Below are 23,978 nucleotides of genomic sequence, written 5' to 3'. Positions count from 1 at the left end.
TTAAGAAGATGACAGCGTCGCCACGTGCCATTCGGCCCCGGGCGGCGAACCGCTCTACAACGCCAGAAGAGGTGACCAGTGGACTCGTTCAATCCGACCACCAAAACCCAGGCCGCGATGACCGCTGCGCTCCAGTCGGCGTCGTCGGCCGGTAACCCCGACATCAGGCCCGCGCATCTGCTCGTGGCCCTGCTCGACCAGACCGACGGCATCGCCGCCCCGCTGCTCAAGGCGGTCGGCGTCGACCCCACCGCGGTCCATCGTGAAGCGCAGAATCTCGTCGACCGGCTGCCCAAGACGACGGGCGCCACGACCACACCGCAGCTCGGCCGGGAGGCCCTCGCTGCACTCACCGCAGCACAGCACCTCGCCACCGAACTCGACGACGAGTACGTGTCGACGGAACACCTGATGGTCGGGCTCGCCTCGGGTGAGTCGGATGTGGCCGGGCTGCTGAAGCGGCACGGCGCCACCCCCGAGGCGCTGCGCGACGCGTTCACCACCGTGCGCGGCAGCGCGCGCGTCACCAGCCCGGATCCGGAAGGTACGTACCAGGCCCTCGAGAAGTACTCCACCGACCTCACCGCGGCGGCCCGGAACGGCAAGCTCGACCCGGTGATCGGCCGCGACACCGAGATCCGCCGCGTCGTGCAGGTACTCAGCCGCCGGACCAAGAACAACCCGGTGCTGATCGGTGAGCCCGGCGTCGGCAAGACCGCCATCGTCGAGGGGCTGGCCCAGCGCATCGTCGCCGGCGACGTTCCCGAATCGCTGCGTGGCAAGTCCGTGATCTCCCTCGACCTCGGATCGATGGTCGCGGGCGCCAAGTACCGCGGCGAGTTCGAGGAGCGACTCAAGGCCGTCCTCGACGACATCAAGAACTCGGCCGGTCAGGTCATCACGTTCATCGACGAGCTCCACACCATCGTCGGTGCCGGTGCCACCGGCGAGTCCGCCATGGACGCAGGCAACATGATCAAGCCGATGCTCGCCCGCGGTGAGCTGCGGCTCGTCGGCGCGACCACCCTCGACGAGTACCGCAAGTACATCGAGAAGGACGCGGCCCTCGAGCGTCGCTTCCAGCAGGTGCTGGTGGGCGAACCGTCCGTCGAGGACACCGTCGGCATCCTGCGCGGGCTCAAGGAGCGGTACGAGGTGCACCACGGCGTGCGCATCACCGACTCCGCGCTCGTCGCCGCCGCCACGCTCAGCGACCGCTACATCACGTCCCGGTTCCTGCCCGACAAGGCGATCGACCTCGTGGACGAGGCCGCGTCCCGGCTGCGGATGGAGATCGACTCGCGACCCGAGGAGATCGACTCCGTCGAACGCATCGTCCGCCGACTCGAGATCGAGGAGATGGCGCTGCAGAAGGAATCCGACGCGGCGTCGAAGGACCGGCTCGAGAAGCTGCGTCAGGAACTGGCCGACGAACGGGAGAAGCTCAATCAGCTGACCACCCGCTGGCAGAACGAGAAGCAGGCCATCGACTCCGTGCGCGGAGTCAAGGAACAGCTCGAGACGCTGCGCGGCGAGGAGGAACGCGCCGAACGCGACGGCGACCTCGGCCGGGCCGCGGAGCTGCGCTACGGCCGCATCCCGCAGCTCGAGAAGGAACTCGAGGAGGCGGCCCGCGAATCCGGTGCCGCCGCCGACGGCGACGTCATGCTCAAGGAGGAAGTGGGTCCCGACGACGTCGCAGACGTGGTCGCGGCATGGACCGGTATCCCCGCCGGCCGCATGATGGAGGGCGAGACGGCCAAGCTGCTGCGGATGGAGTCCGAGCTCGGCAAGCGGGTCGTCGGCCAGGAAGAGGCCGTCGTCGCCGTGTCGGATGCGGTTCGCCGCGCCCGCGCCGGAGTCGCCGACCCCAACCGGCCCACCGGGTCGTTCCTGTTCCTCGGACCCACCGGCGTCGGTAAGACGGAGCTCGCGAAGTCCCTCGCGGACTTCCTGTTCGACGACGAACGCGCCATGGTCCGCATCGACATGTCCGAGTACAGCGAGAAGCACTCGGTGGCCCGGCTCGTCGGCGCCCCGCCCGGATACGTCGGGTACGAGGCCGGCGGCCAGCTCACCGAGGCCGTGCGGCGGCGTCCGTACACGGTGGTGCTGTTCGACGAGGTGGAGAAGGCGCACCCCGACGTGTTCGACATCCTGCTCGCCGTCCTCGACGAAGGCCGGTTGACGGACGGTCAGGGACGCACCGTCGACTTCCGCAACACCATCCTGATCCTCACGTCCAACCTCGGTGCGGGTGGGTCGCGGGAGCAGGTGATGGATGCGGTGCGGCACGCGTTCAAGCCGGAATTCATCAACCGGCTCGACGACGTCGTGATCTTCGACCCGCTCACGGAAGAGCAGCTCGAGTCCATCGTCGACATCCAGCTCGACCAGCTGTCCCGCCGGCTCGCGGCGCGGCGGCTGACGCTGGACGTGTCCGACTCGGCCCGCTTCTGGCTGGCCGTCCGCGGCTACGACCCCATGTACGGCGCCCGGCCGTTGCGCCGGCTGATCCAGCAGGCCATCGGCGACCAGCTCGCGAAGCTGCTGCTCGCCGGTGACGTCAAGGACGGCGACACCGTCCCCGTGAAGGTGTCCGAGACCGGGGACGCGCTCGTCCTCGGCTGATCCCCCAGGTGAGTGGCACGGTGTGCTCCCGCACGCCGTGCCACTCACCTGTGTTTTCACAGCGACGTCTTAAGTTTCGCCGTTACCCTGGACCGTCCGTAACCGCAGGACACCGGCCAGACGAACCCGAGGGAGGGGCCGATCATGACGAACCCCGACGACCCGCGCACCCCGCAGGAACGCGCGTACGACGGAACCGAGTCGTGGACGACGGAGGACTCCGCCTCGAGGGCTGGTGGCGAGGATCCCACGCAGGCGTGGTCGCGGCAGGACCAGCCGACCGAGCATCTCGCCTCGACCGAGCAGCGCACCGAGTACCTGGGCCCCGCAGGCGGTCCGACCGAGCAGTTCTACACGTCCGACCCGACCGCGGCGTACGGGCAGAACCAGCCCAATCCGACGCAGGCCTACCCGACCTACGATCCGCGGTACGACCCGCAGGCTCCGCCGCCGAACGCCACGCAGGCGTATCCGGCGTACGACGCCCAGCAGTACCAGGGTGGGTATCCGACGGGGCAGTACCCGAACGCCCAGGACCCGCCGGACCAGTACCCGGGCTCCCGGTACCAGGCGCCGGTCGCGGAGACCACCGAGGAAAAGAAGCCCCGACGGATCGGCACCTGGATCGCCGCCGCGGCGGCCGCGCTGCTGCTGATCGCCGTCATCGGCTTCGGTGTCGCCCTCGTCACGACCGCGCCGAACAACTCGTCGAGCACTACCGCGGCGGGCCCGACCACGTCCCGTCCGCCCTCGACCACCGCGCCGCCGAAGACGACGGCCCCGCCGCCGTCGACGACGTCGGAGTCGCCGCTCGATCAACTCCCCGGCGGAATCGGCGAGGCCATCGGCGCTGCCGGCGCCGCGTTCGGAACGATCAGCGCCAACGACGGCTCCACACTCACCCTCGACGCACTCGGCGGTTCCCAGTTGACGGTCCAGACCAACGCGCAGACCAACGTGATCGCACTCGACGGCACCACGGTCGCCGATCTGAAGCCCGGATTCACCGTCATGGTGCAGGGGACGAAGGTCGAGAACGGCACGATGATGGCCGAGACGATCATCAGTACCGAGCTGCCGAAGCTCGGCGGTAACTGAGACGATGGGTCCGGGCAAAACCGACACGGGGTGTCCGGGTACCGCTTCGCCTCGTAACGGCGTCGACTCGCTAGGCTGATCACCGATGACGGGAATGTGGTTCGTACTGGCGTTGATCGCACTCGCAGGCGCGTGCGCACTGCTCTATTTCGATCGCTCGCGTCGTGATCAGACAGGTCGTGTGCGGCAGATCTGGGCCAAGGCCCAGGGCTACACGTACGACAACGTCGAAGAGAAACTGCCCGGCCAGTTCCATCGCGCCGCGCTGGCCAAGCAGGAGTACCTCAGCGCCATCGATGTGGTGAAAGGCGAACGCCGGGGCGAGTCGTTCATTCTGTTCGACCTCGAGGAGACCGCGACCATCGTCGCCGTGCGCCGCCGGGTGGGCTCGGACGTCGACATCGACCTGCGCCTCAAGTCGACCCCGCCGCCGAAGGACTCGGATCTCGAACTCCTCGGTGCCATCGGACCGCGAGTCGTGTTCGCCACCGACCTCGAAATCGCCCGCAGGGTTTGCGATCAGCGCATGGTCGCGTTCACCGAGTCGGTGCCGCCGCACGTGAACATGCTGTGGAGCGAGGGCGAATGGACCCTCGGTTCGCTGCCCATCGGCAGCAGCGGACGCGAGTGGGATTCGGCCATCGAGGCCGTCGCCCGGCTGTCCGGCATCCTGCACGTCCTGCCCCCGGTCACCGAGCCGCGGGGACTCGACCGCGGCCACCACGACCCGAGCCGGCCGCGACTGCGGGAAGGTGCTCCCGCCGAGGCGCGTCCGGCGCGTCCGGCGTCTCCCCGGCAGCAGACCCCCGGCGCTCCCCGCCCGCCGGCTCCAGGCGCTCCTCGCCCGCCGGCTCCAGGCGCTCCGCGCCCGTGAGTGCGTGACGAGTCCTGGGACTCGCTAACCGCGCACAGGCGCGCAGCGCCTTGCTACCGTCACCGGTATGTCGACGCCCTCCAGTTCCGCCCGACCCGTTGCCCTCGTCACCGGCCCGACGTCGGGTCTCGGTGCCGGTTTCGCGAGGAAGTTCGCGTCTCTCGGTTACGACCTCGTGCTCGTCGCGCGTGACGAGACCCGGCTGCACGCCCTCGCCGACGAAATGAAGGCGTTGTTCGACACCGAGTCCGAGATCCTGCAGGCCGACCTGGCGACGGTGTCCGGGCGTGAGGAAGTGGCGCAGCGCCTCGGGAAGGGTGTCGAGGTGCTGGTCAACAATGCCGGATTCGGCACCTCGGGGGAATTCTGGACCGCGACGCCGGAGTTGCTGCAATCGCAGTTGGACGTGAACGTCACCGCCGTCATGCAGCTGACCCGCGCGGCGCTGCCCACCATGATCGCGTCGGCGAACGGCACCGTCATCAACGTGGCGAGTGTCGCCGGACTGCTGTCCGGGCGGGGATCGACCTATTCGGCGAGCAAGGCGTACGTGATCTCGTTCTCCGAGGGATTGGCGAACGGGCTGGGCGGCACGGGTGTGCGGATCCAGGCGCTGTGCCCGGGATTCATCCGCACCGAGTTCCACGAGCGCGCGGGCATCGAGATGAGTTCGATTCCGAAGCCGATGTGGCTGAGCGTCGACCAGGTGGTCGCGGCGTCGCTGGCCGATCTCGAGGACGGCAAGGTCGTGAGCATTCCCGGCCTCCAGTACAAGGTGCTGACGACCGCCGGTCGGCTCGTCCCGAAGAGTCTGGTCCGGCGGCTGACCAACGTGTTCGGCCGGGGGCGTGCCCGCACGTAGAGGTGGGTAGGGTTTCGGGCATGAGTGATCGCGAGGATCTGGCCGCGTTGGTGCGTGAGCTGGCTGTTGTGCACGGCAAGGTGACGTTGTCTTCGGGCAAGGAAGCCGACTACTACGTGGACCTTCGCCGCGCCACGCTGCATCACGAGGCGGGCCCGCTGATCGGGAAGCTGCTGCGTGAACTGGTGGCGGACTGGGATTTCGACGCCGTCGGCGGGCTGACGATGGGCGCCGACCCGGTGGCGATGGCCGTGATGCACGCTCCGGGCAGGCCGATCGATTCGTTCGTCGTGCGCAAGGCTGCGAAGGCGCACGGCATGCAGCGGCAGATCGAGGGACCGGACGTCGTCGGCAAGCGCGTCCTCGTCGTCGAGGACACCACCACCACGGGCAACTCTCCGCTCACGGCGGTGAAGGCGTTGCGTGACGTCGGGGCGATCGTCGTCGGTGTCGCGACCGTCGTCGACCGCGCGACCGGTGCCGACGAGGTGATCGCGGCCGAGGGTCTCGAGTACCGTTCGCTCCTCGGCCTCCCCGACCTGAACCTCTGACCACACACGTGAGTGGCGAAGCGTGCCGGAGCACACTTCGCCACTCACGTGGGGGTATCAGTCGGCGTCGGCGGCCGTGACGGCCAATGCCTCCTCGACGCTGTGCGGTTCGGGATCGTGCTCGTCGACGTGGGCGAGGACCTTGCGGCCGGTCGCGAGCACGATGATCGCGGCGGCCGTGCACACGGCGCCGACCCAGAACGGCATGTGGATGTTGCTCTCACCGAGCTTGCCCGCGACCCACGGTGCGGCGGCGCCGCCGACGAAGCGGACGAAGCTGTACGCCGCGGACGCCGTCGACCGCTCGACGGGGGCGGAGATCATTACGGTCTCGGTGATGAGCGTGTTGTTGACGCCGAGGAAGAGCCCGGCGAGCACGACACCGACGACGAGCACGGTCTTGTTGTCGGTGAACGCGGCCATCATGGCGAGATCGAGCGCGAACAGCGCGAGGGCGACCATCATCATCGGCAGGGTGCCGAAGCGCCGCTGCAGGCGCGGGGCGAGGAACACCGACGCGACGGCCAGCGCGAGACCCCATCCGAAGAAGATGAATCCGATCGAGTACGTGCCCATGTCGAGGGGGAACGGTGTGTACGCGAGCAGTGTGAAGAAGCCGTAGTTGTAGAGCAGCGCGGTGATCGCGACGGTGAGCAGGCCGCGGTGGCGCAGGGCGAGGAACGGCGCGGCGATCGACGTGCGGTGCTCCGGCTTGGGTGCGGACGGCAGCATCACGACGATGAGGATGAACGCGACGGCCATCAGGGCTGCGACGCCGAAGAACGGTGCGCGCCAGCTGATGTTGCCGAGGACACCACCGACCAGAGGGCCGACGGCGATGCCGATGCCCAGCGCGGCCTCGTAGAGGATGATTGCCCGCGCGACGCCGCCGCTGGCCGCGCCGACGATGGCGGCGAGCGCGGTGGCGATGAACAGGGCGTTGCCCAGTCCCCAGCCGGCGCGGAAGCCGACGATCTGGCCGATGGTGCCGGAGCTTCCTGCCAGCGCCGCGAACACGACGATGACGGCAAGCCCGGTGAGGAGCGTCTTCTTGGCGCCGATCCGGCTCGACACCACGCCGGTGATGAGCATCGCGACACCGGTGACCAGCATGTAGCTGGTGAACAGCAGCGACACCTGGGACGGTGTCGCGTCCAGTTGCTCGCCGATCGGCTTGAGGATGGGGTCGACGAGCCCGATGCCCATGAACGCGATGACGCTGGCGAAGGCGACGGCCCACACCGACTTCGGCTGGTGGAGGAGACTCGGCGGCGCCTCGCTGGATGTGCTGTTCGTGACGGTTGCGGTCGTGGTGCTCACGGCCACCTCCTTCGATGTACGTCGGGGTGTGGATGGGTTGTCAGGAGCGGGCCGACGACTTGACGATCGAGCGCAGTTCCGACAGGCCCTGCGTCAGTCGTTCGAGTTGCTCGGGCTCGAGGTCGGCGAAGTGCGGGGCGAGTGCACCCGCGATCTCGTTGCGGGACACGGTCAGCCATTCGCGTCCCAGATCCGTGATGGATACCCGGACTGCCCGGGCGTCCTCCGGATCGGGGCGGCGGGCCACGTATCCGCGATCGGCCAGCTTCTGGAGCAGTGCGGTCGCGGACGGTTGCGAGCAACGGTCGATGCGGGCGAACTCGCTGATGCGTAGCTCGCCGTGGTCGTCGAGCAGGGCGAGGGCACGTGTCCACGGCCGGGGGTGAGCCTCGGATCCGAAGGAGCTCGCGAGCCTGGTGAATCGGTGAGAATTCGTGACCAAGTCGACGAGCAGGCTCTGCAGCCGCGTGTCGTCGTCCATGGCAAACACATTACATAGGCTAACTAACTATGTAAACCCGATGAAGCGCCGCGCGGCCCGCATCCGCCCCCGGCATCGAGACGGAGGGGTGCGGGCCGCGAAGGTCAGGACGAGTGCTTCGCGCCCTGTTCGACCTGGCGCCGCAGGGTGGCGTCGGTGTGGCGGATCGCCTGCGCGACGAAGGGCTCGATGATCTTGCCGAGCGCCTTACCTGCGAGTCCGCCGGGTAGGTCGTAGTGGAAGTCGACCGTCAGGCGGGCCTCGGTTTCGCCGACCGCCTCGAACTGCCACCGCGACCGGGTGTACAGGCCGTCGATCGATTCGAGCTCGATCACCGAATTGCGTTCCCATCCGGTGACCTTCACCACGGAGCCGAGAGTCTTGGGGCCGACCTTCATCGCGGCGTCGTAGACCGCGCCGAGTCCCCGATCCTGGTCGCCGATCGGATCGAACTTCGTGATCCCGAACATCCAGGACGGGACGTGGCGATAGTCGTCCACGTAGTCGAACGCGGCCGCGACCGGTGCGCCGGCGAGGGCAGTGTGATGGATCTCGATCATCGTGACTTTCCTGAGGGGTGGAGGGCGGGGGACTGTTCTGTCCGGTACGGCCGGATGGCGTAGTTCTCTAGGTCGAACCGGGCGAGGCGACGGCGCAGGGACCCGGTGGACCAGGGCCAGGCCGCGAAGTTCCTGCCGTCGGCGTCGAGGTAGTAGCTACTGCAACCGCCATTGTTGAAGACGGTCGGCTCCAGACCCTTCTGCACCGCGTCGTTGAACCGGCGGAACGGCTGAGCGCGCACCTCGAGCACTTCGATACCCTGCCGCTCCGCCTTGGTGAGTCCGTCGATCACGTAGTCGAGCTGGGTCTCGGCCAGTCCGAGAAACGAGTTGTACACCAGGATGTTCGGGCCGAGCATGATGTAGGCGTTCGGTGCGCCGGGGGTCGTGGTGGCCAGGTAGGCCTCGGGGCTCTTCGACCACTTCGCGGACAGCAGTGTTCCGTCGCGTCCGCGGATCCGGCTCGCGATCGGCGGATGACTCACGTCGAAGCCGGTGCCGAAGATGATGACGTCGACCTCGCGGCGGGTGCCGTCGGCTCCGACGACCACGCGACCGTCGACCTCGGCGAGGGCGTGCGGAATCAGCTCGACGTTGCTCTTCGTCAGTGCCGGGAGATACGTGTTGGACAGCAGGAGGCGTTTGCACCCCAGCGTGAAGTTCGGTGTCAGGGCCGCGCGAAGTGCCGGGTCCGGCACCTGCCTGGCGAGCCAGCGGGTACCGAGGGGGTTGAGGAGCCGGGCGGTACGTTCGCGGCGCATCGCCAGGGTGAGTGTCCGCAGGACGACGTCGAGGAGCCGCCGGAACGCGCGCTGCACCGCGGGCACCCGTGCGAAGACCCACTGGGCGACCCGGGGGAACGGAAAGTCCAGGCGCGGCACCACCCAGGCCGGGGTGCGCTGGAAGACGTACAACTCCTCGACGTCCGGCTGGATCTCGGGGATGAACTGGACCGCGGACGCTCCGGTACCCACGACCGCGACCCTCTTTCCGGTGAGGTCGACGTCGTGGTTCCAGCGGGCGGAGTGGAAGATGTCGCCGTCGAAGCGGTCGATTCCGGGGACGGCAGGAGTACTCGGTTCGGTGATGGGCCCCGCCGCGAAGATCACGTGCTGGGCCACGATCGTGCCGCGGCTGGTGTCGAGGATCCAGCGGCGGCGCTCGTCGGACCATGCGGCTTCGTGGAGTTCGGTCTGCATCGCGATCCTGGACTGCAGACCGAACGTGTCGACGGTGTCCTCGATGTAGGACAGCAGTTCCGGTTGCAGTGCGAAATTGCTGCGCCACCGCGGATTGGGATGGAAGGAGAACGAGTACACGGGAGCGGGGATGTCGACACCGCACCCGGGGTAGGTGTTCTCGCGCCACACGCCCCCGACGCGATCGGACTTCTCCAGGACGACGAAGTCCGTGATGCCCGCACGTTCGAGCTTGACCGCGGCGGCGATCCCGGACAGTCCGGCGCCGACCACGACGACGCGGAGGTGCCGCTCGTCTCCGCTGCCGTCGGGTGCGGCGGAGGGCTGAGTGGTTGTCGCTGTCATGGCTACTTCCCTGGGCGGATGTGGAACCGTCGACGTCCAGTCTAGTTAACTGAGACGCCGTGTCACAGTAAAAGGAAGAAGGCGCGTTGGCAAGCAACCCTGTGTTCTGGACGCCGCGGCTCGACGCACTGGCCACCGAGATCGCGCGCGGGCGACGCGAGAAACGACTGTCCGGCGAGGACGGAAGCGACACGACACGAGGGAGCGATCGATGATCGAGGTGAAGGAACAGATCAACGCGGTACGCCGGTCGGTGGGCAGCCGGACACTCGAGGCGGGCGAGGCCCGCACCGGGACGATCGGTCAGACCTACGACGCCACCGTCGAGGAAGTGTGGGAGGCCTGCACCACCGCCGAGCGAATCCCGCGGTGGTTCCTCCCGGTGACGGGTGAGCTGCGCCTGCACGGTCGCTACCAGCTCGAAGGCAACGCCGGCGGCGAGATCCTCACTTGCGACCCGCCGAACGGATTCACCGCGACCTGGGAGTACGGCGGCGACGTCAGCTGGATCGATGTGTCCTTCACCGGCGACCCGGCCGGGGGTACCCGCTTCGAACTCCAGCACACGGCGCACGTCGACGACAAGTTCTGGGACGAGTACGGGCCCGGAGCGGCAGGTGTCGGCTGGGAACTCGGGGTCATGGGGCTGTACTTGCATCTGCGGTCGGGGGAGTCGATGGACCCGAAGGAGAGCGAGGCCTGGTCGATGACCGGCGAGGGTAAGGAGTTCATCACGGCGAGCAGCGAGAAGTGGCGGGACGCGAGCATCGCGTTCGGGACGCCGGAGGGTGCGGCGACCGCGGCAGGTGATCGCACGACCGCGTTCTACACGGGAGCCGGCACCGAGGCGGGCTGATCCGGGTCCTGGAAGAATGGCGTTCGTGACCGAGCGCAAACCTCCCGGGGTGAGCTTCGAGAGCTGGATCGACAAGCAGATCCGGCTTGCGCAGGAGCGCGGCGACTTCGACGATCTCCCCGGTGCGGGCAAGCCGATTCCGGCGGGCGATGTCGACGACGAACTGTGGTGGGTGAAGAACTACCTCCGGCGCGAGAATCTGCCCAGCGACTCGCTGCTCCCCACGCCGCTGCAGTTGCGGAAGGAGATCGAGCGGTTGCCCGACACGATCCGCGGGCTGCCGTCCGAGCGGGCGGTGCGGGATGTGGTGGCCCAGCTCAACCTGCAGATCGTCGCCTGGTTGCGGGCGCCCTCGGGTCCCCGGATTCCGGTGAGTCCGGTCGACGCGGACGAGGTCGTCGCGACGTGGCGGCAGCAGAATCAGCCGACGCGGAAGCCGCCGGTGGCGGCGCCCGTCGATCCCGAGTCGGATCCGCGGCGGGCGGGCAGGCGGTGGTGGCGGCGGAAACGGTGACGGATCACTCCTTCCGGAAATCGCCCGATTCCATCACCCGGGACACGAGCAGTCCGGCGATCAGCCCCCAGAACGCGGCCCCGATGTTGAGGAACTGCACGTTCGACACGGTCACGAGGAAGGTCACGAGCGCGCCCAGCGTGTGCCGGGAGCTGAACGCGGCGACGAACGAACCCTGCAGCGCCCGGAGCATCGCGAGCCCGCCGAGCGTCGCGACGAACGCCACCGGGGTGGCCAGCATCAGCTGAACGAACAGCGGCGCGAACAGGCCGACGACCATGGCGAGCACTCCGCAGACGACGGCCGCCGTGTACTGCCTGGTGCGCTGCCCCGACGCCACCAGCAGGGCGTTGGTCGGACCCGTCAGGCACGTCGAGACGGCTCCGACGGCGGAGGTGGCGAGGGACCAGGCCCCGCACAGGACGGTGCCGATGTTCATCGGCGGCTTGTGGCCGGCGGACGTCAGCACCGCCGCGCCCTGACCGTTCTGCACGACGATGACCGTGATCGCCAGCGGCACGACCAGCTCGGTGATCGCCTGCCAGGTGAACTGCGGAGCCTGGAACATCGGTGCCGCGATCCACGGCGTACCCGAGCCGGTGGGGTGGAAGCGGCCGGTGACCGCGACCGCGGCCGCCCCGACGAGCAGTGCGCCGAGGATCGGGGGCATCCACCGGCCGAACGCGGCGCGCGATGCCAGGACGACGAAGACGACGACCATCGGAACGGCCACGGCCGCATCGGTTCCCACGGCGTGAACCAGGTCGGTGCCGAACTTCAGGAAGACGCCGGCCACCATGGCCATGACGATCGGCATCGGGAGCATCGCCATCACCTGACGCACGCGCCCGGTCAGTCCGAGGGCGAGGATCACGAGCCCGGTCACCAGGAACGCGCCGAGCACTTCCGGCCACGACAGGTGGGTGAGCGAGCCGCCGACGATGATCGTGCCGGGAATCGTCCAGAAGAACGCGAGCGGCTGGCGGTACAGCCAGCTGGCGAGGGCGGTCAGGATGCCGTTGAGGAAGAAGACGCCGAAGATCCACGACGCCATCTGCTGGGGCGACAGTCCGCCCGCGGAGCCGGCGGCCAGGATCACGGCCACGGGACCCGTCGCGGAGAAGATCAGCCCGATCAGCCCGTTGGCGGCGTAGGTGCCGCCGAGGTCGCCGGTCAGGCGGCGCGGGCCCGCAGGCGGCCACGGCGGTCGTTCGAAGCGAGGGGGACGAGTCTGCACGTCTTCGCTGCGAGTCGGTTCCTCGGTGGTCGTCATGAGGCCTTCCTGCTCGGTCAATGCTCACTGCGTACGCAGAGCGGGCGTACATATCGCAATGCGTACATGATGGGTGTGGTGTGGATCATAACCACTCGCGTCCGGGGGTCCCACGTCGGGCTGTCGAACCCTGGGTGGGTGCTTTCCATCCCTGGGGGGAACGACACTCGGGCGGCATCGCGGCAGACTCGAAAGCGTCGACCCGACACCACCCGCACCGACGACCATGCGAGGAAGGGCCACATGGCTGAACTGACCCGAATTCCCCGAGAGCGACGCGCCGCGTACGCACGGCGCCCCACGGTGGCACCGGAACGCGAACCACGATGCGCCGTCGAACGCACATCGACGTTCCTGGCCTACGGCCTGCTCGCGTTGTTCGGCGGGCTCGGCATCTTCGGAACGATCTGCTCGGTCGATGCCATCCCGGACGGCGCGCGGATCGCCGTCGTCCAGACGACGCCGACGCAGTCGCACCCGCTCGATCTGCCGCATCCGGCACCGGACGCTCCCGAGCCCACCCCCGCCGGGGTCTGAGCCTCTAGGAGGCGACGTCGTCGCGCAGTGCCGCGAGTTCGAGCAGCCGGGGCAACATGTCCGGCGACGCGATCGAGGGCAGGAGCAGGGCCCACATGTCGGCCAGCCGCTCGTACAGGTCGGAACGTCCGGTCAGTGCCTCGGACACCAATTGCATGCCCGTGAACGAACTGACCAGGAACCGGGCGAGTGCGACGGGGTCGACGGTCGCGCGCAGTTCACCCGCCTCCCGGGCCTTGCCCGCGAGCGCGACGAGGGTGTCGGTCCAGTCGATGTAGGGATCGGTGGCCGGGCCGCGGGACGTACCGAGTTCCAGCGTGAGTCGCACACCCGCTCGCACGATCGGCTCGGTCAGCAGCTGGCGCGCCATCTCCTTGGCGCACAACAGGATCGCCTCCATCGGTGACTGTGCCGTCGCGAGCACGCGCTGCGCCGCCAGCATCGCCATGGCGTGCTGTTCCTTGATCACCGCCCAGGCGAGCGCTTCCTTGGACTCGAAATGAAAGTACAAGGCGCCCTTCGTCACGTCGGCATAGGAGAGGATCCCGCTCAGGCTCGCGCCGCCGTACCCGAGCTTCTCGAAGCTCAGTGCCGCACCCTCGAGTACCTGATGGCGGGTGGCTGCCGCGCGCGCCTGCTTTGCCATCACCTGTGCCTCACAATCGCGGATTCTCCGTCGCGTCCACTCTCAAGTCAACCACTCTTCGGGCCGGTAACCTCGGCACGTCCGCAAGTGTGGGAGGAAGGCGTGAAGTCGAAGAACAATTGGGGTGTCGAGCACGCGGTGTTCGCCGGTGCGACGCTGGCCACCGTCGTCGGGGCCGTCACCGGGCGTAACCGGTTGCAGCAGGTCGCGAAACCACTGATCGCGCCCGCGCTCGCCGCCCGAGTGCTGCGGCGGCGCACGGACACGGACCCCGCCGATGTCGCACTACTCCTCGCCGGTCTCACGGCCGCGACCGTGGGCGACGTCTTCATGATCGATCCCGACGACGACGCCCGCCTCGTGCGTGGCGCGTCCTCGTTCGCCGTCATGCAGGTCGGCTATTCCGCGCTGTTGCTGCGCCGGGGCGCCCGGCCCACCGCGCCCGCATTGCTTCCCCGGCTCGCCGGCTGGGCAGGCGCGGCGGCACTGCTCCGCAGCCGGGCGAAGGAGGTCGCCACACCGTTGACCGCGTACGGGTCGCTGCTCGGCACCACGTCGACCCTGTCGGCCGATCCGTCCCTCGCGCCCGGTGCGGACGTCGTCGCGAATGTGGCTGTGCCGGGAACCGACCGGCGCAGCTGGCTCGGCGCGGGCGGGATGCTGTTCACCGCGTCCGACGGACTGATCGTGTTGCGGCGCTTGTTCATCCGGGGCGAACGGGGGCGGGCCGGCGCCGAAGGCGTGATCCTCGCCAGCTACGCGGCAGGCCAGTTGCTGCTCGTCGAGGGGATGCTCGCGCTCGGGCGTCGCCGGGTCACGGGCAGAGCATGATGTGGTCCCGGTCCTGCGGGTCCACGAGGACGGTGATCGTCTCGCCGGGCACGAAGCGGGTCGCGTTCTCCCGCCGCACCTCGTAGACGACACGTCCGGCGTAACTCTCGGAACCGGGCACGGTCAGCCGGAGGTCCAGTTCGGTGAGTTCGCCGTTGTCGGGGGTGCGGCGAAGCGGAGTGACGTGCTCGATGCGGGCCCAGCCCTCGAGTCCGTGCCGTTCGAGTTGGCGGTCGGCGCGGCTGGGCCGTTCGGCCGCCATCATCCCGAATCCCAGCGCCGAACCGAAGGCGGCGACCAATCCCATGATCTGGTACGGGATGGTGGCCGGCGGGGTGTGTTCGATCAACCATCCCAGCCAGACGGCGAGGACGATGACGTAGCCGACCGTGACGAAGCAGACCGTCCGCACGATGCGCTGATGATTCATCGATAGCCTCCACCTCCAGGTTAGCCCGTCCCGGCCTCTCCGAGGCGGCCCTGCCGCCGCACTGCCGTTAGAGTGCAGTGTCGGCAGCAGGTAAGCGTGTGTGGAGGTGGCCGTATGGCGTGGCGTCGGGTGTCGTTGGTGTGTCTGAGCATTGGCTCGGCCATGATGCTCGCAGGGTGTGGTGGGTCCTCGGACGCGGTGGCTCCGCCGCCGTCCACGACGACGACCGCGGCTCCTGTGACCACCACCACGACCACGGTTCCGCCGACGACCACCACCACGACGATTGCGCCGCCGGCCACGACGACGGAAGCGCCGACCACGACGCTCGTCGACGTCCCCTACGAGCACAACGAGTCGTACTTCTTCACGTCCCCGGACGGTGGGTTCCAGTGCGGCATCATCAAGCTGCCGAACCGCACCGAGGCCGGATGCCAGGGGTCGACGAGCCCGGTGCCGCCGCGCCCGGCCGACTGCATGGTCGACTGGGGTCACGGCATCCGCGTCGAGAACGACGGCGAGGCGTCGTTCATGTGCGCCGGTGGCCTCGTCTACACGTCGGGCGGCGACGAACCGGACGCGGCCCTGCCCGCCGGGGCGAAGCTGGCGAAGCTCGGTTACACGTGCAGCACCACGGCCACGGCCGTCACGTGCACCAACGACGAGACGTCGCACGGTTTCACCGTCGCTCCCGATTCGAACAAGACGTTCTGACGTCGTGAGCGGAGTCGAGACCGGCCCGGTGGAGGTCGAAGTCGCCGAGGCGGGTCCCACCGAATGGGGGGACAACCCGAACGGCGTCGGCCCGTGGACCGAGGAGCACGACACCCCGGTCCCTGCCGACCCGCGTTACGACCCCGAACTGCTGGCCGGCGGCGATCGCCGCAACGTGGTCGACGCCTACCGGTACTGGACGCGGGAGGCGATCGTCGCGGACATCGACAGTCGTCGCCACCCGCTCCACGTGGCCATCGAGAACTTCGGCCACGACGCCAACATCGGAACCGTGGTGCGCACCGCCAACGCATTCGCCGCCGCCGCAGTCCACATCGTGGGACGGCGGCGCTGGAACCGGCGCGGGGCCATGGTCACCGATCGGTACCAGCACGTCCTCCACCACTCGGACGTCGACGGCCTCGTCGAGTTCGCACGTGAGCGGGATCTCACCATCGTGGCCGTCGACAACACGCCCGGATCCGTCCCGCTCGAGACGGCCAGTCTGCCCCGCGACTGCGTGCTCCTGTTCGGTCAGGAGGGGCCGGGAGTCACGGACCAGGCGAAAGAGGTTGCGGCGATGACGGTGTCGATCGCCCAGTTCGGTTCCACCCGCAGCATCAACGCGGGCGTCGCCGCGGGAATCGCCATGCATGCGTGGGTTCGTCAGCACGCCGACCTCGGCCGTGCCTGGTAGCGGAACCCCCGGGGAATAGGCAAGATCAACTCTTATGCAGGACTCGTGGTCGGCGCGCGCGGACGCCGCTGAAGAAGCGGTGGTGAGCAGGCACCTTCGCAGGCTGTGGGCGCTCCCGGGCACCACCCTGGGCGTCGTCGCCTGGCCGGCGGTGCGACGCGAGCGGCTGTTCCTCAGCTGGCACTACTGGTGGCAGGCCCACCTGCTCGACTGCGCCGTGGACGCGCTCGAACGGGACCCCACGCCGCGGCGTCGCCGTCGCATCGTGAAACTGGCGCGCAGCCACCGTCTGCGGAACCTGTCGGGCTGGACCAACAACTATTACGACGACATGGCCTGGCTGGGGATCGCCCTCGAGCGTGCCCAGCGAATGCACTTCATAGACAACAGAAGTGCGGTGCAGGCGCTCGAATCCCAGTTGTTCGACGCCTGGGCGCCCGAGGCCGGGGGCGGCATCCCGTGGCGGAAGGGCTCGAACTTCTACAACGCACCGGCCAACGGACCCGCCGGGATCATGCTGGCCCGCACCGGAAAGCTGTGGCGCGCCCAGGCCACGGCCGACTGGATCGACGACACGCTGCGGGACGTGCACACCAACCTGATCGTCGACGGCATCCACCCGGGCGGCGAAATCGAAAGGAACGTCTACTCGTATTGTCAGGGCGTCGTGCTCGGCCTCGAAACCGAACTCGCCGTGCGCCTCGGTTCGCCGCGGCACCGCAACCGGACCCATCGGCTGGTCGACGCCATCGACGAGCATCTCGCACCCCACGGCGTCATCGACGGCGGCGGTGGGGGAGACGGGGGCCTGTTCAACGGGATCCTCGCGCGGTATCTGGCGCTGACCGCGGTGATGCTGCCGTGGGAATCGCCCGCCGACATCCGGGCACGGGAGATCGCCGCCCAGCTCGTGCTGACCTCCGCGGAATCGGCCTGGGAGAACCGGCTGCAGATCGAGGGGCAGCCGCTGTTCGGCCACGATTGGACCACGCAGGCGCAGCTACCGGGGCTGGGCGGGGGAATCGCCACGTTCACCGGGGGCACCGTGCGGTCGTCCGGGATACCGGAACGCGACATGTCCGTCCAGCTCGGCGGCTGGATGCTGATGGAGGCCGCGCACCTGGTCTCCGCGGCGGGATATCCGCGACGATAGGTTCGAATCACGCGAAACTTAACCGTGTCGCCCCCGATTCGGCGCTGCTAGACAGATCGTTATGTCAGATCAACAGCGGCAGCTGAGTCTCAACGCGTTCATCTACCCGGCCGGGCACCACGAGTCGGCGTGGCGCCACCCGCTCACGACGCCCGAGCGGCTGTACGACGTCTCCTACTTCCAGGACATCGCGCGGACCGCGGAGGCGGCGAAGCTGGACGCGATCTTCTTCGCCGACGGCCCGGCCCTGCGCAGCGACGTCGAGCACGGCGCAGCGGGAGCACTCGAACCCATCACGCTGCTGACCGCCATCGCGACCGCCACCGAACGGATCGGCCTGATCGCGACCGCGTCCACGACATACTTCGAGCCCTACAATCTGGCGCGGCTGTTCGCGTCCCTCGACCACATCTCCCACGGCCGGGCCGGCTGGAACATTGTGACCACCGGAACCGACCTGGCGGCCGCCAACTTCGGACTGGCCGGCCACCCCGACCACGCCGACCGCTACGCGCGGGCGCGGGAGTTCGTCGACGCGACCGTCAAGCTGTGGGACAGCTGGGAAGACGACGCCATCCTGATCGACAAGGCCGCGGGCATCTATGCGGACCCGTCGAAGATCCACGAGATCAACTACGTGGGGCGCCACCTGCGGGTGCGGGGACCGTTCAATGCGCCACGCTCCCCGCAGGGACACCCGGTGCTGGTGCAGGCGGGTGCGTCCAACGAGGGTCGCGCGTTCGCGGGCCAGTACGCCGAGGCCATCTTCACCGCGCACCAGCGGCTGTCCGACGGGCAGGCGTTCTACGCGGACGTCAAGAAGCGCGCGACGCAGTACGGTCGCAACGCGGAGCACGTGAAGATTCTTCCCGGCATCAGCCCGTTCCTCGGCGACACCGAGGCCGAGGCCCGCGACCTGGAACGGGAGTTCAACGAACTCACGTCGCCCGAGTACGGGCTCGCCCAGCTCGAGAGCCTCACGGGCTCGAGCGTGCGGCACCTCGAACTCGACGCCCCCGTGCCCGCCGGACTGTTCGGGGACGCCGGCGACGTCACGGACAACCAGCAGAGTCGCCTGCAGGTGATCGCCGGGATCGTCGAGCGGGAGAACCCGACCCTGCGCGGATTGCTGCACCGTCTCGCCGGTGCGCGCGGGCACCGGGTGGTCGTCGGGACGCCGGTGCAGGTGGCAGACACCATCGAGGAATGGTTCACGCAGGGCGCGGCGGACGGGTTCAACGTCATGCCGCCGTACTACCCGGGCGGTCTCGAGGTGTTCGCGGAGAAGGTGGTCCCGATCCTGCAGGAGCGCGGACTGTTCCGCACCGAGTACTCGGGCACCACCCTGCGCGACCACTTCGGTTTGCCCCGCCCCGAGAGCCAGTACGCGGACACGTCCGGCGCCGTCGCCCTGTAGACGCGCGCGCCGGCTTCTGCTCGCGCCCGATGTCGCATCCGTTCGGTTCGAGTGGACGGATGTGACATCGGGAGCCCACGGCTTCCACCCCACCGCGACACTCCTGCGGACCACGCGCGGCATCGTGGATCCCGGCGAGGTTCTCGGGACGGGCTGTACAACCCGGAGGCCGCGGCCGCGTTGCCCGGCTGGGCCGAGGAACTGGCCGGGGGCCACACCCCGGAGACCGAAGAGTACGGCATCCGCAGCGTCACCTACCGGGCGTCGCGTCCGTTCCACCCGGCCCGGCTCGAGCGGGCGCTGGGACGGTTCACCGGCCTGCTCCGGAGCAAGGGTTTCTGCTGGATCGCGAGCCGCCCCGACCTCGCCGCCGTGTGGTCGCAGGCCGGTCCGAACCTGGTGATCGAGCCGGCCCAGCTGTGGGCGTCCGCCGACGAGACACCTGGGCAGGAGATCGTGTTCATCGGGGTCCGCCTCGACCTCGACGGTCCGCGGCGCATCCTCGACCCGGCGCTGCTCACCGACGACGAGCGGGCGTCAGGACCGGATGTGTGGGTTCGCCTCGACGACCCGCTGCCCGCGTGGGATGTGGTGCATCGGCACTAGTCGAGGACTTCCTCGACGGCCACGTCTTCAGGCGGCCGCGCCATCTCCTGCCGGTAGTGCCACACCCCGAGGGCCGTGCCGATCACCAGCAGCGTGACCATCCCGACGAGCACCGCCGGCATCAGCCACGACACCCGGTCGAGGAACGAGCCGAAGTAGAAGCCGATGAGCAGCAGCACCGGCGCCCAGAACACGGCGCCGATGCTGCTGGCGATCGTGTACTTGGTGTGGTTCATCTTGGCCGCACCGGCGACCAGCGGGCACAGCGTGCGAATCCACGGAATCCAGCGGGCGACGAGGACTGCCCAGAATCCGTGCTTCTCCAGCAGGACATTAACCTTGTGGAGATTGGTGTAGTTGAGATACTTCCCGCCCTTGCGGGCGTGGATGCGGTTGCCGGTGCGGTGACCGATGACGTATCCCACCTGATTTCCGCAGATGGCGGCGATCATCGCACCGACCGACAGCGCCCACACGTGCCCCGTGCCGGAGGCGTGATTGGCCAGCACGATCCCCGCGGTGATCAGCATCGAGTCGCCGGGCAGGAACAGGCCCAGAATCACGGCGCACTCGATGAACACGAACGTGAGAACGACGACCCAGACCAGCGCTGGACCGGCCGAGACGAGAGGCCCGAAGCTGCCTGCTGCCGTGGTGACCATCGTCAGTGCGCTACCCCGATCGGTTTCAGGAGGTGGGATCGGTGGGGGTGGTGACGGGCTGCGCGTCCTCGGCCGGGGCGCCGTCGTTCTGGCGGGACTTCAGGATGCGCTTGCCCACCTCGACGATGATCGGCAGGACGGAGACGAAGACGATCAGCAGGAAGATGACGTCGACGTTGTCGCGGATGAACTCGATCTGACCGAGCAGGTAGCCGAGCAGTGTGACGCCGGCGCCCCACAGGATGCCGCCCACGATGTTGTACGTGAGGAACAGCGAGTACTTCATCCGCGACGCACCCGCGACGACCGGCGCGAACGTGCGCACGATCGGGACGAACCGGGCCAGGATGATGGTGATCGGGCCGTGCTTCTCGAAGAAGGCGTGCGACTCGTCGATGTACTTCTTCTTGAAGAAGCGCGCGTCGTCGGATTTGAACAGGGCGGTCCCGCCCTTGATGCCGATGAAGTAGCCGACCTGGTCGCCGAGGATCGCGGCGATCGGGATCAGAACCAGGAGCACCCAGAGGGGAGCGAACGGTTCGATCTCCGTCGACTTCGACGCTGCGATGAGTCCCGCCGTGAAGAGGAGCGAGTCGCCGGGGAGCAGGGGGAACAGCAAACCGGACTCGATGAAGACGACCAGGAGAAGTCCGACGAGCACCCAGGTGCCGAAGGAGTTGAGGAGGTTCACGGGGTCGAGGAATCCCGGCAACAACGCGAGGTTGGTCACGGAATCCGATGCTGCCTGCACAATCACGGCCCTCAGCGTACCGGCGTATTCCCCGACTGTCGGAATACTGCAGGTCATGGTGTTTCCGCCGGGGCGGGGACGGGTCGAATCGAGGTGCCACGACAGCCACCGGGAGACGTACGCTACCGGTATTGCCATACTGCTAGGACCACATCGCGCGCTGCGCTGATCGCGCGCGCCGAAATCGACTCTTTATGGAGGACTGCCGCCGTGCCAATCGCGACTCCCGAGGTCTACGCCGAGATGCTTGGTCGGGCCAAGGAGCACTCCTTTGCCTTCCCCGCCATCAACTGCACTTCTTCCGAAACCATCAACGCCGCCATCAAGGGCTTCGCGGACGCCGGCAGTGACGGCATCATCCAGTTCTCGACCGGTGGCGCCGAGTTCGGTTCGGGCCTGGGCGTCAAGGACATGGTGACCGGCGCGGTCGCACTCGCCGAGTTCGCGCACGTGATCGCCGCGAAGTACGACGTCACGATCGCCCTGCACACCGACCACTGCCCGAAGGACAAGCTCGACACGTTCGTCCGGCCGCTGCTCGAGATCTCGAGGCAGCGCGTCGAGGCCGGCCGCAACCCGCTGTTCCAGTCCCACATGTGGGACGGGTCGGCTGTCCCGATCGACGAGAACCTGGAGATCGCCAAGGAGCTCCTCGCGAAGGCGAAGGCCGCCAACATCATCCTCGAGGTCGAGATCGGCGTCGTCGGTGGTGAAGAGGACGGCGTGGAAGCCGAGATCAACGACAAGCTCTACACCTCGCCCGAGGACTTCGAGAAGACCGTTGACGCGCTCGGCACCGGCGAGAACGGCAAGTACCTGCTGGCCGCCACGTTCGGCAACGTGCACGGCGTCTACAAGCCGGGCAACGTGAAGCTGCGTCCCGAGGTGCTCGAGACGGGCCAGAAGGTCGCCGCCGCGAAGCTGGGGCTGTCCGACAGTTCGCAGCCGTTCGACTTCGTCTTCCACGGCGGATCGGGTTCGCTGAAGTCGGAGATCGAGGCTGCGCTGAACTACGGCGTCGTCAAGATGAACGTCGACACCGACACCCAGTACGCCTTCACCCGCCCGATCGTGGGCCACATGTTCAGCAACTACGACGGCGTCCTGAAGGTCGACGGCGAGGTCGGCAACAAGAAGGTCTACGACCCGCGCAGCTACCTGAAGAAGGCCGAGGCCGGCATGACGGCCCGCGTCATCGAGGCCTGCAACGACCTCAAGTCCGCGGGACGTTCCGTCTCGGGATAAGCGCTTCGCGCTCGTGCGCCTTTCCGGTAGCTGCCGCTACCGGAAAGGCGCACAGTCGTTTATCGGGGGTCGCAGATCTTCCAGGTGCCGTCGACCTTCTCGAGGTTGAACGTGCGCCACGACTGCTCGCCGGGGTTGGCGGCCGTGTGGGCTTTCACCTGGGCGATGGCGGTGTCGCCGGTGATCTGCACGGCGTCGACGCCGCCGACCACCGGAATGTTCTGCTGTGTCACAGCGACCTGGTGGACCTCGGCGAAATCCTGATCCGAGATGCCCTGGTAGTACTCGGCGAGGCTGCCGCAGGTGCTGGTGCGCAGCGTCGCGAGATCGCCCTGGGTGAGCGCCGCGACGAACGTGTCGATCGTTCCCTGCACCTGCGCCTCGGGTGAGTTCTCGGCCCGGTTGTTGGTGTAGACCACCACGCCGGCGACCGCGATGGCGGCGACGACGATGACGAAGGCGGCGATCGCGGCGAACAGCCACGCCTTGCCGTGCTTCTTCGCAGGCTGCTGCGCCGCTGCGACGCGTTGCGGTGCGCTCTGCTGGGGCGGCAGCACCCGCTGCGGTGCGGCCTTCGGCGGTGTGGGCGCCGGCCGCGGGGGAGCGGGCGGCGGGGGAACGGGCCGCGCGTTCTGAGGCTGGTTCGCCTGTGCGGCGGGTCGGGGCGGTGGCGGCGTCGCCGGGACCGCGGGCTTGGTCACCGGGATCGCGACCGTCTCGTCGCCCGACGGCGGTTTCGCCTGCCCCTGCGCCGCCGGGTTCTGTGTGGTGGGTGTGCGGTGCATCTTCACCGTCGCGGCGTCGCCCGAGGCCGGCACGCCCTTCTGCGTCGGGATCGCGGTGGTGGCCGCCTCGGATGCCTCGGCTCGCGGGCGTGGCGCGGGAGGCTTGGGCAGTTCGGGCTGCGGCTCGTCGGCCTTCGTCTCTGCAGCCTTCTGCGGGGCCTTCTTCTGCGGGGGCTTCGGCTCGGGCGACTTCGGCGCGGCGGGCTCGGCATCTGCCGCGGGCTGCGCGGTTTTCGCGGGCTTCGCGGTCGCGTCGGCTCGGCCGGTGCCTTTGCCTGCTGTGGTGCCTGCCGCTGCCGGGCCGGACGGTGCGTCCGTGGCCGGTTTCTGAGTCGATTCGTCTTTCTTCGGGTCCTGCACGCGCTGCCCCTCGGTCTGCAGAGAAATGAACGTTGGGGGCAGCCTAACGACAACGTGCGTCATCGGAGACCGCGACGGCCCGCGTCGCGGACGCGGGCCGACGCAGTGACGGCGCCGCGGCGGGGGCACAATAGGCGCATGACGTCTTTCGGTGACCTTCTCGGACCACAGCCCACGCTGCTCCCCGGGGACGACGAGGCCGAGTCGGCCCTGTTGAACCACGAGGATCCGGCTTCCGTCGCAGCCGCCCATCCCACCGCATCCATCGCATGGGCCTACCTGGCCGAGGCGGCCCTCCAGGCCGACGAGACCATCGCGGCATACGCCTACGCGCGCACCGGGTACCACCGTGGACTGGACCAGTTGCGTCGCAACGGCTGGAAGGGTTTCGGCCCGGTTCCGTACAGCCACGAACCCAACCGTGGCTTCCTCCGGTGCGTAGCCGTGCTGGCGAAGGCGGCGAAGGCGATCGGCGAAACGGACGAGTACGCGCGGTGCCTCGATCTGCTCGAGGACTGCGATCCCCGAGCTGCCGAAGCGCTTGGCGTCGGTTAACGCCCTCAGCTCGGCGAAAGTCCGT

At 68.4% G+C, this 23,978-nt stretch carries 26 protein-coding genes and 1 pseudogene; 17 read left to right on the top strand and 10 right to left on the bottom strand.

Annotated elements, in window-relative coordinates; translation table 11 throughout:
* The first annotated feature begins 78 nt into the window (after positions 1-78).
* From clpB to pyrE, 5 genes are all read left to right on the top strand, one after another.
* On the top strand, positions 79-2,631 hold the full coding sequence (clpB, locus tag WKC72_RS33100) for an ATP-dependent chaperone ClpB (protein WP_370180875.1): 2,553 nt from the start codon (positions 79-81) through the stop codon (positions 2,629-2,631).
* A gap of 144 nt (positions 2,632-2,775) precedes the next feature.
* On the top strand, positions 2,776-3,729 hold the full coding sequence (locus WKC72_RS33095; protein ID WP_370180874.1) for a DUF5666 domain-containing protein: 954 nt from the start codon (positions 2,776-2,778) through the stop codon (positions 3,727-3,729).
* Between the two features lie 94 nt (positions 3,730-3,823).
* Positions 3,824-4,603 carry a hypothetical protein gene (locus WKC72_RS33090; protein ID WP_370184606.1) on the top strand — a complete coding sequence of 260 codons (780 nt, stop codon included), beginning with the start codon at positions 3,824-3,826 and terminating at the stop codon, positions 4,601-4,603.
* Between the two features lie 67 nt (positions 4,604-4,670).
* Entirely contained in the window at positions 4,671-5,465 is a 795-nt protein-coding gene (locus WKC72_RS33085; RefSeq protein ID WP_112299559.1) for an SDR family oxidoreductase, read from the top strand.
* Positions 5,466-5,485: 20 nt separating this feature from the next.
* The gene (pyrE, locus tag WKC72_RS33080) at positions 5,486-6,016 is read left to right on the top strand and encodes an orotate phosphoribosyltransferase (RefSeq protein ID WP_005238397.1); all 531 of its coding nucleotides are present in this window, start codon (positions 5,486-5,488) and stop codon (positions 6,014-6,016) included.
* Between the two features lie 57 nt (positions 6,017-6,073).
* Here the strand turns inward: pyrE and WKC72_RS33075 are convergent, their stop codons facing one another.
* From WKC72_RS33075 to WKC72_RS33060, 4 genes are all read right to left on the bottom strand, one after another.
* Positions 6,074-7,342, bottom strand: a complete 1,269-nt coding sequence (locus WKC72_RS33075; protein WP_005238398.1) for an MFS transporter — start codon at positions 7,340-7,342, stop codon at positions 6,074-6,076.
* A 34-nt stretch (positions 7,343-7,376) separates the two neighbouring features.
* Positions 7,377-7,817: a MarR family winged helix-turn-helix transcriptional regulator gene (locus WKC72_RS33070; protein WP_128639527.1), complete on the bottom strand. Its 441-nt coding sequence runs from the start codon at positions 7,815-7,817 to the stop codon at positions 7,377-7,379.
* Between the two features lie 104 nt (positions 7,818-7,921).
* On the bottom strand, positions 7,922-8,377 hold the full coding sequence (locus WKC72_RS33065; protein ID WP_370180873.1) for an SRPBCC family protein: 456 nt from the start codon (positions 8,375-8,377) through the stop codon (positions 7,922-7,924).
* Entirely contained in the window at positions 8,374-9,921 is a 1,548-nt protein-coding gene (locus WKC72_RS33060) for a flavin-containing monooxygenase (RefSeq protein ID WP_370180872.1), read from the bottom strand. Before WKC72_RS33060 ends, WKC72_RS33065 begins: the two co-directional genes overlap by 4 nt.
* 86 nt (positions 9,922-10,007) lie before the next feature.
* Between WKC72_RS33060 and WKC72_RS33055 the strand changes: the two genes are divergently transcribed.
* Genes WKC72_RS33055 through WKC72_RS33045 form a run of 3 tightly spaced genes read left to right on the top strand, consistent with a single transcriptional unit; the run spans position 10,008 to position 11,291 of the window.
* Positions 10,008-10,136 carry a hypothetical protein gene (locus WKC72_RS33055; protein WP_255221781.1) on the top strand — a complete coding sequence of 43 codons (129 nt, stop codon included), beginning with the start codon at positions 10,008-10,010 and terminating at the stop codon, positions 10,134-10,136.
* Complete coding sequence (locus tag WKC72_RS33050; protein WP_370180871.1) at positions 10,133-10,777, top strand: SRPBCC family protein; 645 nt, start codon at positions 10,133-10,135, stop codon at positions 10,775-10,777. Before WKC72_RS33055 ends, WKC72_RS33050 begins: the two co-directional genes overlap by 4 nt.
* Positions 10,778-10,793: 16 nt before the next feature.
* Positions 10,794-11,291, top strand: coding sequence for a DUF1992 domain-containing protein (locus WKC72_RS33045; protein ID WP_037243566.1), 498 nt, complete (start codon positions 10,794-10,796; stop codon positions 11,289-11,291).
* Between the two features lie 4 nt (positions 11,292-11,295).
* On the opposite strand, the gene WKC72_RS33040 is transcribed toward WKC72_RS33045, so the two are convergent.
* On the bottom strand, positions 11,296-12,564 hold the full coding sequence (locus WKC72_RS33040) for a benzoate/H(+) symporter BenE family transporter (protein ID WP_370180870.1): 1,269 nt from the start codon (positions 12,562-12,564) through the stop codon (positions 11,296-11,298).
* A 243-nt stretch (positions 12,565-12,807) separates the two neighbouring features.
* On the opposite strand from WKC72_RS33040, the gene WKC72_RS33035 reads away from it, so the two are divergent.
* The gene (locus tag WKC72_RS33035) at positions 12,808-13,101 is read left to right on the top strand and encodes a hypothetical protein (RefSeq protein WP_370180869.1); all 294 of its coding nucleotides are present in this window, start codon (positions 12,808-12,810) and stop codon (positions 13,099-13,101) included.
* Positions 13,102-13,105: 4 nt separating this feature from the next.
* Here WKC72_RS33035 and WKC72_RS33030 read toward each other — a convergent pair whose 3' ends face one another.
* Positions 13,106-13,747 (bottom strand): ScbR family autoregulator-binding transcription factor, encoded by a 642-nt coding sequence (locus WKC72_RS33030; RefSeq protein ID WP_037243572.1) that lies wholly within the window; start codon positions 13,745-13,747, stop codon positions 13,106-13,108.
* A gap of 102 nt (positions 13,748-13,849) precedes the next feature.
* Between WKC72_RS33030 and WKC72_RS33025 the strand changes: the two genes are divergently transcribed.
* Complete coding sequence (locus WKC72_RS33025; protein WP_370180868.1) at positions 13,850-14,578, top strand: lysoplasmalogenase; 729 nt, start codon at positions 13,850-13,852, stop codon at positions 14,576-14,578.
* Here WKC72_RS33025 and WKC72_RS33020 read toward each other — a convergent pair.
* A complete protein-coding gene (locus WKC72_RS33020; protein WP_037243576.1) occupies positions 14,562-15,008 on the bottom strand; it encodes a hypothetical protein in 447 nt (148 codons plus the stop codon). The genes WKC72_RS33025 and WKC72_RS33020 overlap by 17 nt on opposite strands.
* 114 nt (positions 15,009-15,122) lie before the next feature.
* Between WKC72_RS33020 and WKC72_RS33015 the strand changes: the two genes are divergently transcribed.
* From WKC72_RS33015 to WKC72_RS32995, 5 genes and pseudogenes are all read left to right on the top strand, one after another.
* On the top strand, positions 15,123-15,722 hold the full coding sequence (locus tag WKC72_RS33015; protein ID WP_037243578.1) for a hypothetical protein: 600 nt from the start codon (positions 15,123-15,125) through the stop codon (positions 15,720-15,722).
* A 4-nt stretch (positions 15,723-15,726) separates the two neighbouring features.
* Positions 15,727-16,419 carry a TrmH family RNA methyltransferase gene (locus WKC72_RS33010; protein WP_112299567.1) on the top strand — a complete coding sequence of 231 codons (693 nt, stop codon included), beginning with the start codon at positions 15,727-15,729 and terminating at the stop codon, positions 16,417-16,419.
* 34 nt (positions 16,420-16,453) lie between these two features.
* The gene (locus tag WKC72_RS33005; RefSeq protein WP_037243582.1) at positions 16,454-17,572 is read left to right on the top strand and encodes a glycoside hydrolase family 76 protein; all 1,119 of its coding nucleotides are present in this window, start codon (positions 16,454-16,456) and stop codon (positions 17,570-17,572) included.
* A gap of 61 nt (positions 17,573-17,633) precedes the next feature.
* On the top strand, positions 17,634-18,989 hold the full coding sequence (locus WKC72_RS33000; RefSeq protein WP_037243584.1) for an LLM class flavin-dependent oxidoreductase: 1,356 nt from the start codon (positions 17,634-17,636) through the stop codon (positions 18,987-18,989).
* 85 nt (positions 18,990-19,074) lie between these two features.
* Positions 19,075-19,595: pseudogene (locus WKC72_RS32995) on the top strand (GTP-binding protein); the annotation flags it as partial.
* On the opposite strand, the gene WKC72_RS32990 reads toward WKC72_RS32995, so the two are convergent.
* Both WKC72_RS32990 and WKC72_RS32985 read right to left on the bottom strand, forming a co-directional pair.
* Positions 19,592-20,257 (bottom strand): DedA family protein, encoded by a 666-nt coding sequence (locus WKC72_RS32990; protein WP_037243586.1) that lies wholly within the window; start codon positions 20,255-20,257, stop codon positions 19,592-19,594. The pseudogene WKC72_RS32995 and the gene WKC72_RS32990 overlap by 4 nt on opposite strands.
* Before the next feature lie 25 nt (positions 20,258-20,282).
* Positions 20,283-21,065, bottom strand: a complete 783-nt coding sequence (locus WKC72_RS32985; RefSeq protein WP_052033777.1) for a VTT domain-containing protein — start codon at positions 21,063-21,065, stop codon at positions 20,283-20,285.
* A 153-nt stretch (positions 21,066-21,218) separates the two neighbouring features.
* Here WKC72_RS32985 and fbaA point away from each other — a divergent pair, with 153 nt between their 5' ends.
* The gene (gene fbaA, locus WKC72_RS32980; protein ID WP_037243588.1) at positions 21,219-22,253 is read left to right on the top strand and encodes a class II fructose-bisphosphate aldolase; all 1,035 of its coding nucleotides are present in this window, start codon (positions 21,219-21,221) and stop codon (positions 22,251-22,253) included.
* A 59-nt stretch (positions 22,254-22,312) separates the two neighbouring features.
* On the opposite strand, the gene WKC72_RS32975 is transcribed toward fbaA, so the two are convergent.
* Positions 22,313-23,398 (bottom strand): transcriptional regulator, encoded by a 1,086-nt coding sequence (locus tag WKC72_RS32975; protein ID WP_370180867.1) that lies wholly within the window; start codon positions 23,396-23,398, stop codon positions 22,313-22,315.
* A 138-nt stretch (positions 23,399-23,536) separates the two neighbouring features.
* Between WKC72_RS32975 and WKC72_RS32970 the strand changes: the two genes are divergently transcribed.
* Positions 23,537-23,953: a DUF3151 domain-containing protein gene (locus WKC72_RS32970; RefSeq protein WP_005260038.1), complete on the top strand. Its 417-nt coding sequence runs from the start codon at positions 23,537-23,539 to the stop codon at positions 23,951-23,953.
* Positions 23,954-23,978 lie beyond the last annotated feature (25 nt).

It is taken from the genome of Rhodococcus wratislaviensis (assembly GCF_041228765.1).
Lineage (GTDB): Bacteria > Actinomycetota > Actinomycetes > Mycobacteriales > Mycobacteriaceae > Rhodococcus_F > Rhodococcus_F wratislaviensis.
The sequence above is the reverse complement of the archived record's forward strand: the minus strand, read 5'-3'. Positions and strand labels throughout refer to the sequence as shown.

Excerpts from the sequence above, each read along its gene's own strand:
- WKC72_RS33040 (WP_370180870.1), bottom strand. The coding sequence starts at position 12,564 with ATGACGACCACCGAGGAACCGACTCGCAGCGAAGACGTGCAGACTCGT.
- WKC72_RS33090 (WP_370184606.1), top strand. The coding sequence starts at position 3,824 with ATGTGGTTCGTACTGGCGTTGATCGCACTCGCAGGCGCGTGCGCACTG.
- WKC72_RS33095 (WP_370180874.1), top strand. The coding sequence starts at position 2,776 with ATGACGAACCCCGACGACCCGCGCACCCCGCAGGAACGCGCGTACGAC.
- WKC72_RS33030 (WP_037243572.1), bottom strand. The coding sequence starts at position 13,747 with ATGGCAAAGCAGGCGCGCGCGGCAGCCACCCGCCATCAGGTACTCGAG.
- WKC72_RS33065 (WP_370180873.1), bottom strand. The coding sequence starts at position 8,377 with ATGATCGAGATCCATCACACTGCCCTCGCCGGCGCACCGGTCGCGGCC.
- WKC72_RS33045 (WP_037243566.1), top strand. The coding sequence starts at position 10,794 with ATGGCGTTCGTGACCGAGCGCAAACCTCCCGGGGTGAGCTTCGAGAGC.
- WKC72_RS33005 (WP_037243582.1), top strand. The coding sequence starts at position 16,454 with ATGCAGGACTCGTGGTCGGCGCGCGCGGACGCCGCTGAAGAAGCGGTG.
- WKC72_RS33015 (WP_037243578.1), top strand. The coding sequence starts at position 15,123 with ATGGCGTGGCGTCGGGTGTCGTTGGTGTGTCTGAGCATTGGCTCGGCC.
- pyrE (WP_005238397.1), top strand. The coding sequence starts at position 5,486 with ATGAGTGATCGCGAGGATCTGGCCGCGTTGGTGCGTGAGCTGGCTGTT.
- WKC72_RS33020 (WP_037243576.1), bottom strand. The coding sequence starts at position 15,008 with ATGAATCATCAGCGCATCGTGCGGACGGTCTGCTTCGTCACGGTCGGC.
- WKC72_RS33085 (WP_112299559.1), top strand. The coding sequence starts at position 4,671 with ATGTCGACGCCCTCCAGTTCCGCCCGACCCGTTGCCCTCGTCACCGGC.
- WKC72_RS33060 (WP_370180872.1), bottom strand. The coding sequence starts at position 9,921 with ATGACAGCGACAACCACTCAGCCCTCCGCCGCACCCGACGGCAGCGGA.
- WKC72_RS32970 (WP_005260038.1), top strand. The coding sequence starts at position 23,537 with ATGACGTCTTTCGGTGACCTTCTCGGACCACAGCCCACGCTGCTCCCC.
- WKC72_RS33035 (WP_370180869.1), top strand. The coding sequence starts at position 12,808 with ATGGCTGAACTGACCCGAATTCCCCGAGAGCGACGCGCCGCGTACGCA.
- WKC72_RS33070 (WP_128639527.1), bottom strand. The coding sequence starts at position 7,817 with ATGGACGACGACACGCGGCTGCAGAGCCTGCTCGTCGACTTGGTCACG.
- WKC72_RS33050 (WP_370180871.1), top strand. The coding sequence starts at position 10,133 with ATGATCGAGGTGAAGGAACAGATCAACGCGGTACGCCGGTCGGTGGGC.
- WKC72_RS33000 (WP_037243584.1), top strand. The coding sequence starts at position 17,634 with ATGTCAGATCAACAGCGGCAGCTGAGTCTCAACGCGTTCATCTACCCG.
- WKC72_RS32990 (WP_037243586.1), bottom strand. The coding sequence starts at position 20,257 with ATGGTCACCACGGCAGCAGGCAGCTTCGGGCCTCTCGTCTCGGCCGGT.
- WKC72_RS32985 (WP_052033777.1), bottom strand. The coding sequence starts at position 21,065 with ATGACCTGCAGTATTCCGACAGTCGGGGAATACGCCGGTACGCTGAGG.